The organism is Caulobacter sp. 602-1 (assembly GCF_003931565.1).
Taxonomy (GTDB): domain Bacteria; phylum Pseudomonadota; class Alphaproteobacteria; order Caulobacterales; family Caulobacteraceae; genus Caulobacter.
In genome coordinates, this window is record NZ_RRYI01000002.1 from 172,604 (window position 1) to 186,680 (window position 14,077).

Here is a 14,077-nt window from a genome sequence, read left to right on the forward strand (position 1 = left end):
CGGTTGTCCGCGCCGGCTATCGCGCTGGCGGAATCTGCTGTAGCCCCCATCTGGAAGGCTTGGATCCGGCCTTAACCCTTGGCGCATCAAGCTGGGCTACACCGGTTCCAGGGAGAGGGAGCGCGTAAAGGCGTCATGGCGGCATCCGGCATCGCCGTTCGAGGACCACGCAGCCTGCTGCGGCAGATACGCGAGGCCATGGCCGGCGGCGGTCCCGCCCAGGCCAAGCTCGACATGGTGGTGCGCACCATCGCCATCTCGATGGTCGCCGAGGTGTGCTCTATCTATCTGCGCCGCGCCTCGGGCGATCTCGAACTGTTCGCCACCGAGGGCCTGTCGCGCGAAGCCGTGCACGTCACCCGGATGAAGCCGGGCGAAGGCCTGGTCGGCGAGACCATGCGCCTGGGCCGGCCGCTGAACCTGTCCGACGCCGCCAGCCATCCGCAGTTCTCGTACCGTCCGGAAACGGGCGAAGATCCGTACCACGCCTTCCTGGCCGTGCCGCTGCTGCGCGGCGGCCGGGCGATCGGGGTGCTGGTCGTCCAGAACCGCACCGAGCGCACCTATGACGAGGAGGAGGTCGAGGACCTCCAGATCATCGCCATGGTGCTGGCCGAGATGGTCAGTTCCAGCGAGCTGCTGGGCGCCGACGAGCTCAAGGACGTCGAGCTGGCGCCACACAAGCCCGAGCGGCTGAAGGGCTCGCGCTTCGCCGAAGGTCTCGCTTATGGCGTCGCGGTGCTGCACGAGCAGCCGGTCGCGCCCGAGACCCTGCTGTCCGACGACGCCCTGGCCGAGGAAGCCCGGCTGTCCTACGCCATCGAGGCGCTGCAGACCCAGATCGACGAGATGCTGGAGGGCCAGCACGGCCTGGTCGGCGCCAGCTACGAGGTGCTGGAGACCTATCGCCTGTTCGCCCACGACCGGGGCTGGAACCGGTCGCTGCAGGAGGCGGTGCGCTCGGGCCTGACCGCCGAGGCGGCCGTCGAGCGCGTGCGGTCCGAGCACCGCGCCCGCCTGGGCCAGGCCCGCGATCCCTATCTGCGCGAGCGGCTGCACGACCTGGAAGACCTCAACGACCGGCTGCTGCGCCACCTGTCGGGCGACGTCCACGCCGTGCGTCAGCTGCCCGACGACGCCATCCTCATCGCCCGTAACCTGGGTCCGGCCGACCTGCTGGAATACGACCGCACCAAGCTGAAGGGCATCCTGCTGGAGGAAGGCTCGGCGGCCAGCCACGCCGGCATCGTGGCCCGGGCGCTGGACATCCCGTGCGTGGGGCGGCTGGCCGGCCTGCGCGACCGGCTCAGCGAAGGCGACCCCGTCGTGGTCGACGCCGAGACGGCCGAGGCCTGGCTTCGCCCGCGTCCGGACGTCGTCAAGGCGCTGAAGGTGCGGATGGAGGTTCGCGCCCAGCGCAAGGCCGAGTTCGCCCGCCTGCGCGACACCCCGCCGATCACCAAGGACGGGGCCAAGATCACCCTGCTGATGAACGCCGGCCTGGCCGTCGATCTCGACATCCTGGCCGAGACCGGGGCGGAGGGCATCGGCCTGTTCCGCACCGAGTTCCAGTTCATGGTCGCCGAGGAGCTGCCGCGCCTGGAGGCCCAGACCGCGCTCTATGAAAAGGTGCTGGAGGCCGCCAACGGCATGCCGGTGACCTTCCGCACGCTGGATCTGGGCGGCGACAAGCTGCTGCCGTACATGGAGCTGGAGCGAGAGGACAATCCGGCCCTGGGCTGGCGCGCCGTGCGCATGGGCCTGGACCGTCCGGCCCTGCTGCGGATGCAGATCCGCGCCCTGATCAAGGCGGCCGCCGGCCGGCCGCTGAAGGTCATGTTCCCGCTGGTGGCCAATGTCGACGAGTTCCGCGCCGCGCGCTCGTTCGTCGACCAGGAAGTGGCCTGGGCGCTGAAGCGCGGCCGGCCCGCGCCGTCGCGCCTGGACGTCGGGGCGATGATCGAGGCCCCGTCGCTGCTGTGGCATCTGGACGCACTGTTGCCGATGACCGACTTCGTTTCGGTCGGCACCAACGACCTGATGCAGTACCTGTTCGCCGCCGACCGGGGCAATCCGAAGGTCTCGGACCGCTACGACCCCCTGTCGCCGGCCGCCCTGCGCGCCCTGAAGACCATCCAGCAGGCCTGCGCCGACACCGGCACGCCGGTGTCGGTGTGCGGCGAGATGGCGGGCCGTCCGCTGGAGGCCTTCACCCTGGTGGCCCTGGGCTTTGACGCCCTTTCCATGCCGCCGGCCGGCATCGGGCCGGTCAAGCAGATGGTCCTGTCGTGCGATCGCGAGGCCGCCCGGCGCAATGTCGAGGCCCTGCTCAAGGGCTCCGGCGGATCGCTGCGCGGCGAGATCGAAACCCTGGCGAGAAAGCTGTACGTGGCGGTGTGACGAAAGCTTGTCCGTTAACCAAGCGTCACAGTTTAGTACATTGAATCCCGCTACTTAGTTTGATATCCACAAACAGTTGTTAAGACTTCCGTGAGATACGGAGTTGGGGGGCTCCGCGCTTTCGCGCGCGGCGCGATATTGGGGGCGTTTAGTCGGTCATGCCGCTGGATACGGGTAACGTGAGGCGTTTGCATCTCGTCACGGACGCTGATGTGGACGATACGCCGATCGCCGTCGCGCAACCTTCGCTGGACGAGGGGGCCGACATCGGCCTGGCCCTGAAGGCGGCCCGCGAGTTCCGCGGCTTGACCACCCAGGACGTCGCCGACGGCACCCGCATTCGCCAGAGCTATATCGAGGCGATCGAGGACATGCGTCTCGATGATCTGCCGTCGCGCCCATTCACCATTGGCTATGTTCGCGCCTATGCCGGCCTGCTGGGCCTGGACGCCGAGGCGGCCGTGGCCCGCTTCAAGCAGGACAGCCCCGACGAGGGCGCCGAACTGCGCGCTCCGGTCGGCGTGCGGCGCGAGCGCGACCCGCGCCTGGCTCTGATCTTCGCCGGCGGCCTGCTGGTGGTGGGCGCCATCCTCCTTTGGAACGTCGCTCAGCGCGCCATCACCAAGGAAGAGCCGCCGCCGCAGGTGGCCCCGGCCGCCGTCTCGACCCAGGTCCAGTCGCACGCCAGCAACAGCCAAGTCGCCCTGGGCTCGCCGCTGCCGGCTCCGGTCGAGTCGACCACGCCCGATCCCTACAAGACCCCTGGCCTCGACGACGCCGCCGCCAACGGCGGTTCGGTCGACGCGGCCAACGCCGCCTCCAAGGCGCGCGCCGCGGCCGACGCCAAGGCCGGCGTGGTCGATCCGGCCAGTCAGTTCGTGGTGGGCTCGCCATTCAAGCTCAAGGGGCAGGTTCTGGGCGCGACCCCCGCCGAGGCCTCGGGCGTGCTGATCCAGGCCCGCAAGGCCGGCTCCCTGACCGTGCGCCGCGCCGACGGCACGATCCAGATGACCCGCTGGCTGTCGGCCGGCGACGCCTATCGCGCGCCGCGCGCGCCGGGCCTGATCCTCGACGTGGTCGAACCGTCCCTGTTCGATGTCTATTACAACGGCCGCCTGACCAGCCGCCTGACCTCGAACCAGACGCCGGTGGCCAAGCTGATCCCGGCGGCGCCCGCGGCGGCTCCGGCGGCGGCGACGCCCCAGCCGTAGGCCCGCGGGAGAACGAGAGCTTTGGGCCTTCTATCCGCCCTCAAGACTCTCTAAATTAGGCGCATGGCCGCAGACCACACGCACGTCCGTCCCTGGCGCATGATCACGCGTCGGCAATCGCGCAAGATTCGCGTCGGCGATGTCGAGGTGGGCGGCGACGCGCCGATCACCGTCCAGTCGATGACCAACACCCTGACCAGCGACGCCAAGGCGACGCTGGAGCAGATCCGCCAGCTGGAGGAGGCCGGCGCCGACATCGTCCGCGTCAGCTGCCCCGACGTCGACAGCACGGCCGCCTTCAAGACCATCGCGCGTGAAGCGAAGGTCCCGCTCGTGGCCGACATCCACTTTCACTACAAGCGCGGCATCGAGGCGGCCGAAGCCGGCGCGGCCTGCCTGCGGATCAATCCGGGCAACATCGGTTCGCCCGATCGCGTCCGCGACGTCATCCAGGCCGCCCGCGACCATGGCTGCTCGATGCGCATCGGGGTCAACGCCGGCTCGCTGGAGCGCGAGCTGCTCGAAAAGTACGGCGAGCCGTGCCCCGAGGCGATGGTCGAGAGCGCCCTCAACCACGCCCGCATCCTGCAGGATCACGACTTCCACGAGTTCAAGATCTCGGTGAAGGCGTCCGACCCGTTCATGACCGTGGCCGCCTATTACCAGCTGGCCGAGGCCATCGACTGCCCGCTGCACCTGGGCGTCACCGAGGCGGGAGCCTTGCGGACCGGCACGGTGAAGTCCTCGATCGGCATCGGCTCGATGCTATGGGCCGGCATCGGCGACACCATCCGGGTCTCGCTGGCGGCCGATCCCGTCGAGGAGATCAAGGTCGGCTTCGACATCCTCAAGTCGCTGGGCCTGCGCCACCGCGGCGTCAATATCATCGCCTGCCCGTCGTGCGCCCGTCAGGGCTATGACGTCATCAAGACCGTTGAAGCGCTCGAAAGCCGGCTGGCCCACATCTCGACGCCAATGTCGCTCTCGATCATCGGCTGCGTCGTCAACGGCCCGGGCGAGGCGCTGATGACCGACATCGGCTTCACCGGGGGCGGGGCCGGGGCGGGCATGGTCTACATGGCCGGCAAGCCCGACCACAAGCAATCCAATGAGGGGATGATCGATCACATCGTCGAACTCGTTGAGAAGAAGGCGGCCGAGATCCGGGCCGCGACCGCCGCGGAGACCCTCGCGGCCGAGTAGGGAGTGAGCGCCATGCGTGCGATCGTTCTGGGCCTGTCGGCGGCTCTCGTTCTGGCGGCTTCGGGGGCCTCTGCCGCCGACCACCCCAACCCGGAAGGCGAAGCCAAGCTGGCCAAGCTTCTGGAGGGACGCGTGGCCGGCAAGCCGGTCCACTGCATCAACCTGCGCGCCACCGACAGCAGCGAGATCATCGAAGGCACGGCGATCGTCTACAAGGGCCCCGGCGGCCGTCTCTATGTGAACCGCCCGCGCGGCGGCGCCGACAGCCTTCGCCGGGATGACATCCTGGTCACCAAAACGGTCACCTCGCAGCTCTGCAACATCGACGTGGTGACCCTGGTCGACCCGCTGGCGCGTTTTCCCCGAGGCTTCGTGAACCTCGGCGACTTCGTGCCGTACGCCAAGCCGGGCAAACCGTAATATAATCTCTACTTCAGGCGGTGGATGATCGCGGAGGTTGACTGTCCCGCGAGGTGGGCGGACAGTGTTCGCTCAGGCCGAGCGGCGGACGCCTCCGGCGGGCGGCAAGGAGCAAGACGACGATGCGCAAACTGCTTCAAGGTGTTGTGGCGGCGGCGGTTGTGGCGGCGGCGTTCGGGGCCTCGGCTGGCGAGTTGAACGCCAGGGGCGAACGCAGCCTGGATCGGACGATCAACGGCCGCGTCGCGAGCCAGCCGGTTAGCTGCATCGATCCGCGCCGCGCCGTCAGCATCGAGATCATGGACCGGACCGCCATCGTCTACCGAATGCCTGACAACAAGCTCTATGTGAACCGTCCCATCCTCGGCGTCCGCAATCTTGATCACGAAGCGATCGTGTCGTGGAACAACGTCAACACGGCCCTGTGCAGCCAGGACTTCGTCCATCTGTACGATCGCGGCGGCGAGGGCCCGTTTATGCTCAGCGGTTCGGTCCGCCTGGGCCAGTTCGTTCCCTACAGCCCGGCCCAGCGCTAGGCCATCGAACCTCGCGAAGCGCGCGTCGGACCATCCGGCGCGCATTTTCGCTGGTCATGGCGCGTCATGACGGCTAACGGCGTGGGATGATCGGACCTCACCCCTCGGGCGGCTATATCCTGGACGAACTGTCCGTCGGGATGACCGCCGAAAAGCATGTCCCCGTCACCGAAGCGCGGATCGGCCTGTTCGCCGAGGCCTCGGACGACTTCAATCCCGTGCACATGGACGAGGCGTTCGCCGCCAAGACCGCCTATCGCGGCCGGATCGCCCACGGCCTGCTGTCGGCTTCGTTCGGCTCGGCGGTCGTCGGCACCATCCTGCCCGGGGCGGGGGCGATCTATCTGTCCCAGACCCTGGCCTTCCACCGTCCGGTGCGGGTCGGCGACGTGGTCATCGCCCGCATCACCGTCGCGGCCATCGACGCCGAGAGCGCCCGCGTCACCCTGCGCTGCGCCGGCTATGTCGGCGAGGACCTGATCATGGACGGCGAGGCCGTGGTCCGCGTGCCGCGGCGACGCAAACCGGCCAAGGCCTGACACCCTCTTCAGGAGTGATCGACATGCGCCCGTGGATCCTGATGAGCGTCCTGCTCGTCGCCCTCGCCTCCACGGCCCAGGCCGCGCCCAAGCCCCGCCTGAAGGGCGAGGCCAGGCTGGCCAAGATCCTGGAAGGGCGCACCGCCGGTCCGCCGCTGGACTGCGTCGATCTCAGGTCCGTCGAGACGGTGGAGATCATCGACCGCACCGCCATCCTCTACCGGATGCCCGGCGGCCGGCTCTATGTGAACCGGCCCGAAGCCGGCGCCGCCGACCTGAAGTGGGATTCAACCCTGACCAGCCGCACCGTCGGCGCGCGGCTATGCCGCTACGACACCATGATCGCCAGCCGCTTCGGCGGGGCGAGCTTCCTGTTGCTGGGTCCGTTCGCGCCTTACGGCAAGGTCGCGCCGTAGGCCTCAGCCCGCGATCAGCGCCGCCCGCTCTTCGCTGGTCAGCGGACGCCAGCGCCCTTCCGGCATCTCGCCCAGGGTCAGCGGACCGATCCGGACGCGGAACAGGTCGACGACCTTCAGCTCGACCAGCTCGCACATGCGGCGGATCTGGCGGTTGCGGCCTTCGCGCAGAACGATGCGCAGGCGCTGGTCCGAGATGACCTCGACCTCGGCGGGGCGCAGCTCGCGGCCGTCCAGCTCCAGACCGAAGCGGAGCAGCTCCAGCTTCTCCTCGGTCAGCTCCCCCATCACCGCGACCCGGTATTCCTTTTCCAGGTCCGACTGCGGGCCGATCACCGCCTTGGCCACGACGCCGTCCTGGGACAGCAGCAGAAGGCCCCGCGAGTCCTTGTCCAGGCGACCGATCGGCGGCAGCAGGTCGCCCGACTGCGGGATCGGCGCGGGCACGCCGCCCCAGATGTTCTGGCGGGTCAGCAGGCGGGCGGCCGGGATCTGGCCGGGATCCGGCTGCGCCGAGACCACGCCGACCGGCTTGTGGATCATGTAGGTGAAGGTCGATTCCAGCTTGGCCGTGGCGCGATCGGCCAGGACCAGGGTCTGGCCCGGCAGGATCTTGCGACCGACGTCTTCCACGACCTCGCCGTCGATCGACACCAGGCCCTCGGAGATCAGCGCCTCGGCCTCGCGGCGCGAGCACACGCCGCTCTGGGCCAGCCACTTGTTGACCCGCTGGGGCTCGTCCTCGTCGTAGGTCCGGGTGAACGCCATCAGAGCATGATCCCGAAAAGTGGGAACCGGCTTTCGGACAAGATCATGCGCCAACCCATCAGCCGAAGCTCTCTTCCAGGCTGGCCAGGCGCTCGGCCTGGTCCTCGGCGATCAGCGGGTTGATCACGTCGTCCAGGGCGTCGCCTTCGATGATCCGCGAGAGGTTATAGAGGGTCAGGTTGATGCGGTGGTCGGTGACCCGGCCCTGCGGGAAGTTGTAGGTGCGGATGCGCTCCGAACGGTCGCCGCTGCCGACCTGGCTCTTGCGGGCCTCGGAGCGGGCGCTGTCCAGGGCCTCGCGCTGCATGTCGTAGAGGCGCGCCTTCAGGTTCTTCATGGCCCGGGCGCGGTTCTGGTGCTGCGACTTTTCCGAGCTGGTCACCACCACGCCGGTCGGCAAGTGGGTGATGCGCACGGCCGAGTCGGTCTTGTTGACGTGCTGGCCGCCCGCGCCCGAAGAGCGATAGGTGTCGATCCGCAGGTCGCTTTCCTTGATGTCGATCTCGACGTCCTCGGCTTCCGGCAGCACCGCGACGGTGGCGGCCGAGGTGTGGATGCGGCCCTGCGCCTCGGTGGCCGGCACGCGTTGCACGCGGTGGACGCCGCTCTCGAACTTCAGCCGTCCGAACACGCCGTCGCCGGTGATCGAGGCGACGATTTCCTTGTAGCCGCCCATTTCGCCTTCCGAGATGCTGTCGATCTCGACCTTCCAGCCGTGCAGCTGGGCGTAGCGCTGGTACATGCGGAAGAGGTCGCCGGCGAACAGGGCCGCCTCGTCGCCGCCGGTGCCGGCCCGCACTTCCAGGATGGCCGAGGCGTTCTCGTCCTTGTCCTTGGGGGCCAGCATCAGGGCCAGCTCGCGCTCGAGGGCCGGCAGCTTCTCGTCCAGGCTCTCGATCTCGTCCTTGACCATGTCGGCCATTTCGGGATCGGCGGCCATGACGTCCAGCTCGGCGCGCTCGGCCGACAGCTTGGCCAGGCGCTCGACGGCCTCGGCGACCGGGCGCAGTTCGGCGTGCTCCTTGGAGAGCTTGACGATCTCGGTCCCATCCGTCGCGGCGCCCATGCGGGCCTCCACTTCGCGGAAGCGGTCGAGAACCTGGTCGAGGCGGGCCTGGGGCAGTCGCAAGGGAGATGTCGCAATGGCTAAGGGATAGGGTCGGTCTTCCTAGTGCTTTTCCCCGCCGAAGGGAATGTTTCCCGCGCTTGAGCCAGGCGGACGCCAAGGGCGCGCTGCTGACGCTCATTGTCATGCGTGGCGATTGAAAACTAACCCAGACGTGCTTAGGTCGCGATGCAGCGCGCGCGGAGAGGTCCGGCGGGCTTTGCGAGGGAAATTTCCATGTCCGTCACCATCCAGACCGTCACCGTGACGTCGCTCACGCGCGGCCTCAAGACGCTGTCGTCTCTGCTCGAAAAGGCCAAGGCCCACGCCGAGGCCGCCGGAACCAGCCCCGACGCCTATGTCGAGGCGCGCCTGTTCGAGGACATGCTGCCGCTGTCCGGCCAGATCCAGCGCGCCTCCGACTCGGCCAAGGGCGCGGTGTCGCGGCTGACGGGCCTCGAGGCCCCCGCCATGGCCGACGAGGAGAAGACCTTCGCCGACCTGCAGGCGCGCGTCGCCAAGACCCTGGCCTATGTCGAGAGCGTCCCGGCCTCGGCCTTCGACGGCGCAGAGACGCGCGAGGTCGTGGTCCCGGCGGGCACGTTCACGCTGCAGTTCACCGGCCTGGACTACCTGCTGGAGTTCGTGATCCCGAACTTCCAGTTCCACGTTGTCACCGCCTACGACATCCTGCGCCACAAGGGCGTGCCGCTGGGCAAGCGCGACTTCCTCGGCATCGGTCCGGAGCGCCTGAAGGCGGCTTAGGACGGGCCCAAGATGCTCCCTCGCGTTGCGGGGGAGCATCCGCCGCATCAGAACGCCGGCTTCACCTCGATGGACACCAGCTGGCGCGGCGCCCGCGAGGGCCGCAGGTCGCCGTCCACGACCAGGCGATAGGGGCCTTCGCGGTCGTCCAGCCTGTGGCCGTTGACCGTGTCGGCGACCACCACCGGATTGGCGCGATAGACCGGGTCGGTCTCGGCCAGGGACAGCACACTGAAGAAGCCGTCGGCGGCGCGGGCGATGACCACCTGGTTCAGATAGCGCCCCATCAGTCGCTCGCCATGCACCACCCCGGCCTGGGCCAGCACGGCGTCGAGGCGCGCGCCCTCGTAGGTGACGGCCGCGCCCTTGACCGTGATCGTGGCCTTGGCGCGGGGCAGGGCGGCGAGGTCCTTGGGGCTCAGGGTGACGGTGTCCCGGCCGGCGACCGTGACCTTGAGATCCTGGGCGGCGGCCGTTGTGGCGAGCAGGGCCGTGACGGCGAGGGCGAGCAGCAGGCGCATGGGAGGTCCTTGTGATGCGTCACCCTATGCCGGCGTCCGTCCCCGCGAAAGCGCCGAGCGCCCGCTCACCCGTGCGACCGCATCGGCGGCGGCGGGGCCACGTCCGCCAACGCCTCCAGGCTCACCGGCTTGGCCTTGTGGTCCACGAACAGCGGGTACAGCGACGCCACCAGCAGCGCCGCCATCACGATATTGAACGTCCGCAGCACCGCCGGCTTGTTCAGGAACGGCCGCAGCCCCTGGCCGAACCCCGCCCAGGCCGCGCTGCACGGCGCGCCGATCAGCATGAAGGTCCCGGCCAGCAGCGGCACGAGGGTCCAACCGCTGCCCTCGGGGGCGTAGGTCGTGACCGCGCCGAGCGCCATGGCCCAGGCCTTGGGATTGACCCACTGGAACGCCGCCGCCTGCAGGAAGGTCATCGGCTTGGCCAGCTCCTTGTCGCTGATCGCGCTGGCCGTTCCGATCTTCCAGGCCAGCCACAGCATGTAGCCGGCCCCGACCCAGCGCAGCACCTCGTGCAGCAGCGGGTACGCCCGGAATACGCCGCCCAGGCCAAGGCCCATGCACAGCACCATGAAGCCCAGGCCGCAGCTGATCCCCAGGATATGCAGCACCGTCCGGCGGAAGCCGAAGTTCGCCCCGGACGCCAGCAGCATCATGTTGTTCGGCCCCGGCGTCCCCGCCGTGGCGAAACAGAACAGCACGTAAGCGAGCAGCAGTTCGGGGGTCATCTCCGGTCTCCCTGACAAGTGTCTCGGTATGAGCAACCGAGGTGTCACGGTGATGATTTCCATTGTATCGTGAGTCAAATTGCATATTGTCATGATGACAATAAACGAGACGCGCGACCGCCTTGGCCTGGACACCGACAATTCCCGATGGCGGCGCCCCGCTGTACGAGCGGCTGGTGGCGGTGCTGCGCGCCGATATCGTCTCGGGCGTCCTGGCCCCTGGCGTACGCCTGCCGCCGCAGCGCGACCTGGCCTATCGGCTGGGCGTGGGCCTGGGCACCGTCACCCGCGCCTATGTCGAGGCTGAGCGGGCGGGGCTGGTCAGCGCCCATGTCGGGCGGGGCAGCTTCGTCAACGCGCCGGCCGAGCATCGGCCCTATGAGCGCGACGGCCCGATCAACCTGGCCCAGAACATCGCCGCCCAGGCTCCGGCCGGGGCGCGCCTGCCCGAGGCCCTGGCGCGGTTGCGGCGACGTCCGGACCTCCTGGAACACCTGACCTACGCCCCGCCGGCGGGTCACGAGACCCAGCGGCGGGCCGGGGCGGCCTGGCTGTCGCGGACCAGCAGCTACGAGAGCGTCGACTGGCGGCGGTTGATCTGCTGCGCCGGCGCCCAGCAGGGCCTGGCCCTGGCGCTGGGCGCCGTGCTCTCCCCGGGCGACGTGGTGCTGACCGAGTGCCTGGCCTATCACGGCCTCAAGGCCCTGGCCCTGCACAGCGGCTGGCGTGTTAGGGGCCTGGCGATGGACGCCGAGGGCCTGCGCCCCGACGCGCTGGAGGAAGCGATCCGCGCGACCGGCGCGAAGGTGCTGGCCGTGCTGCCGACCCTGCAGAACCCGACCGGCCGGATCATGAGCCGCGCGCGCCGCGACGCCATCGTCGCCATCGCCCGCAAGCACGACCTGACCCTGGTCGAGGACGACATCTACGGCGCCTATGCCGATGGCGCGCCGCCGCCGTTCGCCATGCTGGCCCCGGAGCGGACCTTCCACGTCTCGGGCGTCTCCAAGACCCTGGCCCCTGGCCTGCGCGCCGGCTTCCTGGTCGTGCCGGCGGCCGAGACCTTCGAGCGGGTGCTGGACGCGGTGCGCGTGGTCAGCTACGCGCCGCCGGCCTTTGGCGGGCTGATCGCCACCCAGTGGATCGAGGACGGCTCGGCCGACGCCATCCTGGCCGAGACCCGCGACGAGGCCCGCGTCCGCATGGCCATGGCGCGGGAGCTCCTGGGGCCGGCCATGGAGACCGTCTACGCCGAGACCGCCCCGCACATCTGGCTGCCGATGAGCGAGCTTGAGGCCGAGCGCCTGGCCGGCCGCGCCCTGCGCGGCGGGGCCGAGGTCACCCCGCCGTCGGCCCCGGTGGTGGAGGCCGGGCACGAGAGCGGGGTCCGGGTCTGCCTGGGCGCGGTCCCGGACCGCGAGGTCCTGCGCCGCGGCCTTGAGATCGTCGCCAGCGCGCTGTCCAGCGAGGTCTCGGAGCGGTCTAGGGCGGTGATCTAGCCGCCTACCACAGCAGCGTCTTCACCCAGGTCGAGCCGTCCGGCGCGACCGCGACGTTCTTGACCACCACCTGGCTGTCCTTGGCCAGCCAGAAGGTCGTCGGTTTCATTTCGGGGTGGTTGTAGTCGGTGGTCACCACCCAGCAGTCGACCTTGCCGCCGGCCGAGCTGGTCAGGACTTCGCTGCCGGTGACCTTGAACACATAGGCCGCCGGGGCCTCGCCGCCCGGATGGTGGAAGACGATCGAGGCCTCGTAGCCCTTGGCCAGCGGCAAGGCCTGCAGGAACTCCATGTCGGTCTCGAAATTGAAGGCCGGCTGGGGCGAGGCCATGTCGTAGGCGGCCGTTGTGTTGCCCTCCAGATCCTTCAGTCCGACGATCCGGTCGGGCTTGAAGTCGAAGCCTTCGATCTTGGTCTGGCCGTCCTTGCCGGTGACGCGGCGCTCGTGGGCGAACGGCCGGAAGGTGCCCAGCTCGAACCAGCTGTCCAGCGTCTTGACCACGCCCGGCGTCGAGCCGTCCCAGTGCTGGACGATGTGCAGGCGCTTGACCCCGGCCTTGTCAGGCTCGATGCGGATTTCGCGCGTCCAGACGTCCAGCGGCGTGATGGTGTCGCCCATCTGACGGTAGCGCAGATAGCGGTGGGTGGCGGGCTGCAGCTTGTCGAACCGCGCCAGGGGCTGGCCGACGGGAACCGGGGTGACGGCGGCCTGCGCGGAGGCCGCGACGGCGAACGCGAGCGCGGCGCCAGCGGCGACACGAGTGATGAACGACATGGAAGAGCCCCTGAGCCAAGAACGCCGGCATGTGAGGCCAGGCGCGCGGCGGGGGCTACTTAAGGTTCGGTAATGCTGGTCAGCACCGCCGCCGCCCGCTCGGCGGGCGTTCCCGGCGCGATCGGGATCAGCGTGTAGCCCCGTTCCCGATAAGCTTCTTCGTGCATCGCCTCGAAGCGCAGGGCGTCCTCCGGGCTGATCCGCCGCGCGGCGGTGAGCGTGATGAAGCCCAGGCCCCGGGCCAGGAACACCCGCCGCTCATAGCGGCTCTCCGTTCTCGCGAGCTCCTCCCGCAGCAGCGGCGAAACCGGATGACCCAGGAACCGCGCCAGGGCCAGGGCGCAGACCGGCGAGCGGTCGAAGAACACGACCTCGCCGACGGCCCGCGTCTCGCGCCGCCGCTGCAGGGTCACGATCGCGTCCACGAAGCCCGGATCGGTCCACGGCTCGGCCACGCCCTCGGCCTGGGCGAGGGCGATCACGTCCGTCGCGGCCTCTTCGACCACGACATGGCCGGCGCGCTCCAGGGCGCGCAGCAACACGGTTTTGCCAGCGCTCGGGGCGCCGGTCAGGATGTAGCGATGCATGGGGGATCCTCGCCGCGACGGCGGCGTGTGATCCGAGCCTAGCGCGTCTACAGCGCCTTTTCCAGGATCACGAAATGCAGGTCGTCGCGCTGCGGGACGCCGAAGCGCTCGTCGCCATAGGGGAAGGGTTCGGTCTTGCCGGTCAGGCGGTAGCCGCGCCGCTCGTACCAGGCGATCAGGGTGTCGCGCACCGAGATGACGGTCATCTCCATGGTCTTGCCGCCGCGCTCTCTAGCGTGGTTTTCGGCGGCCTCCAGCATCGTACGGCCGATGCCGTTGGCCTGACGCAGCGGCGAGACGGTGACCATGCCGACGTACCAGGCGTCGTCCTCCGACGGCTGGATCCATACCGAGGCGTAGGGTTTGTCGCCCTCGGCGTCGCGCAGGGTCAGGATGGTGGAGCCGGGGGTGGCGGCGAGGTCGGCGCGCAGGCTCGCTTCATCGGTGCGCTGGCCGCCCAGCAGGTAGCTTTCGCTGGTCCAGCCCTTGGCCGCCAGCTCGCCGCGATAGGCCGAGTTCACCAGGGCGGCGATGTCGGCCAGTTCGTCTTCGCGGTAGGGCAGGAGCAGGGTCATGCCGGTTCCTTAGGCGGCGAGCGCGG

General features: G+C 69.3%; 16 protein-coding genes. 9 read left to right on the forward strand and 7 right to left on the reverse strand.

The window, feature by feature from the left end:
• Nucleotides 1–135: 135 nt before the first annotated feature.
• The 7 genes from ptsP (at nt 136) to EIK80_RS05615 (ending at nt 6,725) form a co-directional block, all read left to right on the forward strand.
• The gene (gene ptsP / locus EIK80_RS05585; RefSeq protein ID WP_125155998.1) at nt 136–2,400 is read left to right on the forward strand and encodes a phosphoenolpyruvate--protein phosphotransferase; all 2,265 of its coding nucleotides are present in this window, start codon (nt 136–138) and stop codon (nt 2,398–2,400) included.
• Nucleotides 2,401–2,558: 158 nt separating this feature from the next.
• Complete coding sequence (locus tag EIK80_RS05590; protein ID WP_125155999.1) at nt 2,559–3,611, forward strand: RodZ family helix-turn-helix domain-containing protein; 1,053 nt, start codon at nt 2,559–2,561, stop codon at nt 3,609–3,611.
• A gap of 63 nt (nt 3,612–3,674) precedes the next feature.
• On the forward strand, nt 3,675–4,814 hold the full coding sequence (ispG, locus tag EIK80_RS05595; RefSeq protein WP_125156000.1) for a flavodoxin-dependent (E)-4-hydroxy-3-methylbut-2-enyl-diphosphate synthase: 1,140 nt from the start codon (nt 3,675–3,677) through the stop codon (nt 4,812–4,814).
• A gap of 12 nt (nt 4,815–4,826) precedes the next feature.
• Complete coding sequence (locus tag EIK80_RS05600; protein WP_125156001.1) at nt 4,827–5,234, forward strand: hypothetical protein; 408 nt, start codon at nt 4,827–4,829, stop codon at nt 5,232–5,234.
• A gap of 122 nt (nt 5,235–5,356) precedes the next feature.
• Nucleotides 5,357–5,770: a hypothetical protein gene (locus tag EIK80_RS05605; protein WP_125156002.1), complete on the forward strand. Its 414-nt coding sequence runs from the start codon at nt 5,357–5,359 to the stop codon at nt 5,768–5,770.
• 86 nt (nt 5,771–5,856) lie between these two features.
• Nucleotides 5,857–6,309 (forward strand): MaoC family dehydratase, encoded by a 453-nt coding sequence (locus EIK80_RS05610; protein ID WP_125156003.1) that lies wholly within the window; start codon nt 5,857–5,859, stop codon nt 6,307–6,309.
• Nucleotides 6,310–6,332: 23 nt separating this feature from the next.
• Nucleotides 6,333–6,725, forward strand: a complete 393-nt coding sequence (locus EIK80_RS05615; protein ID WP_125156004.1) for a hypothetical protein — start codon at nt 6,333–6,335, stop codon at nt 6,723–6,725.
• 3 nt (nt 6,726–6,728) lie between these two features.
• Here EIK80_RS05615 and EIK80_RS05620 read toward each other — a convergent pair whose 3' ends face one another.
• Both EIK80_RS05620 and prfA read right to left on the reverse strand, forming a co-directional pair.
• Nucleotides 6,729–7,493: a pseudouridine synthase gene (locus EIK80_RS05620; protein ID WP_125156005.1), complete on the reverse strand. Its 765-nt coding sequence runs from the start codon at nt 7,491–7,493 to the stop codon at nt 6,729–6,731.
• 58 nt (nt 7,494–7,551) lie between these two features.
• Entirely contained in the window at nt 7,552–8,622 is a 1,071-nt protein-coding gene (prfA, locus tag EIK80_RS05625) for a peptide chain release factor 1 (protein ID WP_125156006.1), read from the reverse strand.
• A gap of 213 nt (nt 8,623–8,835) precedes the next feature.
• On the opposite strand from prfA, the gene EIK80_RS05630 reads away from it, so the two are divergent.
• Nucleotides 8,836–9,363 carry a DUF1993 family protein gene (locus EIK80_RS05630; protein ID WP_125156007.1) on the forward strand — a complete coding sequence of 176 codons (528 nt, stop codon included), beginning with the start codon at nt 8,836–8,838 and terminating at the stop codon, nt 9,361–9,363.
• Nucleotides 9,364–9,410: 47 nt separating this feature from the next.
• Here EIK80_RS05630 and EIK80_RS05635 read toward each other — a convergent pair whose 3' ends face one another.
• Complete coding sequence (locus EIK80_RS05635; protein WP_125156008.1) at nt 9,411–9,884, reverse strand: molybdopterin-dependent oxidoreductase; 474 nt, start codon at nt 9,882–9,884, stop codon at nt 9,411–9,413.
• Between the two features lie 65 nt (nt 9,885–9,949).
• Nucleotides 9,950–10,615, reverse strand: coding sequence for a LysE family translocator (locus tag EIK80_RS05640; RefSeq protein ID WP_125156009.1), 666 nt, complete (start codon nt 10,613–10,615; stop codon nt 9,950–9,952).
• A gap of 122 nt (nt 10,616–10,737) precedes the next feature.
• Between EIK80_RS05640 and EIK80_RS05645 the strand changes: the two genes are divergently transcribed.
• Nucleotides 10,738–12,114, forward strand: a complete 1,377-nt coding sequence (locus EIK80_RS05645) for a PLP-dependent aminotransferase family protein (RefSeq protein WP_125156010.1) — start codon at nt 10,738–10,740, stop codon at nt 12,112–12,114.
• A gap of 4 nt (nt 12,115–12,118) precedes the next feature.
• On the opposite strand, the gene EIK80_RS05650 is transcribed toward EIK80_RS05645, so the two are convergent.
• From EIK80_RS05650 to EIK80_RS05660, 3 genes are read right to left on the reverse strand one after another with little or no spacing between them, the layout of a single operon-like run.
• Nucleotides 12,119–12,889, reverse strand: a complete 771-nt coding sequence (locus tag EIK80_RS05650) for a hypothetical protein (protein ID WP_125156011.1) — start codon at nt 12,887–12,889, stop codon at nt 12,119–12,121.
• 59 nt (nt 12,890–12,948) lie between these two features.
• Nucleotides 12,949–13,476 (reverse strand): AAA family ATPase, encoded by a 528-nt coding sequence (locus EIK80_RS05655; protein ID WP_125156012.1) that lies wholly within the window; start codon nt 13,474–13,476, stop codon nt 12,949–12,951.
• A gap of 47 nt (nt 13,477–13,523) precedes the next feature.
• Nucleotides 13,524–14,051 (reverse strand): GNAT family N-acetyltransferase, encoded by a 528-nt coding sequence (locus EIK80_RS05660; RefSeq protein ID WP_125156013.1) that lies wholly within the window; start codon nt 14,049–14,051, stop codon nt 13,524–13,526.
• Nucleotides 14,052–14,077: the final 26 nt, after the last annotated feature.

Coding starts and splice junctions, on each gene's coding strand:
- ptsP (WP_125155998.1), top strand. CDS start 136: ATGGCGGCATCCGGCATCGCCGTTCGAGGACCACGCAGCCTGCTGCGG.
- EIK80_RS05590 (WP_125155999.1), top strand. CDS start 2,559: ATGCCGCTGGATACGGGTAACGTGAGGCGTTTGCATCTCGTCACGGAC.
- EIK80_RS05600 (WP_125156001.1), top strand. CDS start 4,827: ATGCGTGCGATCGTTCTGGGCCTGTCGGCGGCTCTCGTTCTGGCGGCT.
- EIK80_RS05620 (WP_125156005.1), bottom strand. CDS start 7,493: ATGGCGTTCACCCGGACCTACGACGAGGACGAGCCCCAGCGGGTCAAC.
- EIK80_RS05605 (WP_125156002.1), top strand. CDS start 5,357: ATGCGCAAACTGCTTCAAGGTGTTGTGGCGGCGGCGGTTGTGGCGGCG.
- EIK80_RS05655 (WP_125156012.1), bottom strand. CDS start 13,476: ATGCATCGCTACATCCTGACCGGCGCCCCGAGCGCTGGCAAAACCGTG.
- EIK80_RS05615 (WP_125156004.1), top strand. CDS start 6,333: ATGCGCCCGTGGATCCTGATGAGCGTCCTGCTCGTCGCCCTCGCCTCC.
- EIK80_RS05630 (WP_125156007.1), top strand. CDS start 8,836: ATGTCCGTCACCATCCAGACCGTCACCGTGACGTCGCTCACGCGCGGC.
- EIK80_RS05635 (WP_125156008.1), bottom strand. CDS start 9,884: ATGCGCCTGCTGCTCGCCCTCGCCGTCACGGCCCTGCTCGCCACAACG.
- ispG (WP_125156000.1), top strand. CDS start 3,675: ATGGCCGCAGACCACACGCACGTCCGTCCCTGGCGCATGATCACGCGT.
- EIK80_RS05650 (WP_125156011.1), bottom strand. CDS start 12,889: ATGTCGTTCATCACTCGTGTCGCCGCTGGCGCCGCGCTCGCGTTCGCC.
- EIK80_RS05640 (WP_125156009.1), bottom strand. CDS start 10,615: ATGACCCCCGAACTGCTGCTCGCTTACGTGCTGTTCTGTTTCGCCACG.
- EIK80_RS05610 (WP_125156003.1), top strand. CDS start 5,857: ATGATCGGACCTCACCCCTCGGGCGGCTATATCCTGGACGAACTGTCC.
- EIK80_RS05660 (WP_125156013.1), bottom strand. CDS start 14,051: ATGACCCTGCTCCTGCCCTACCGCGAAGACGAACTGGCCGACATCGCC.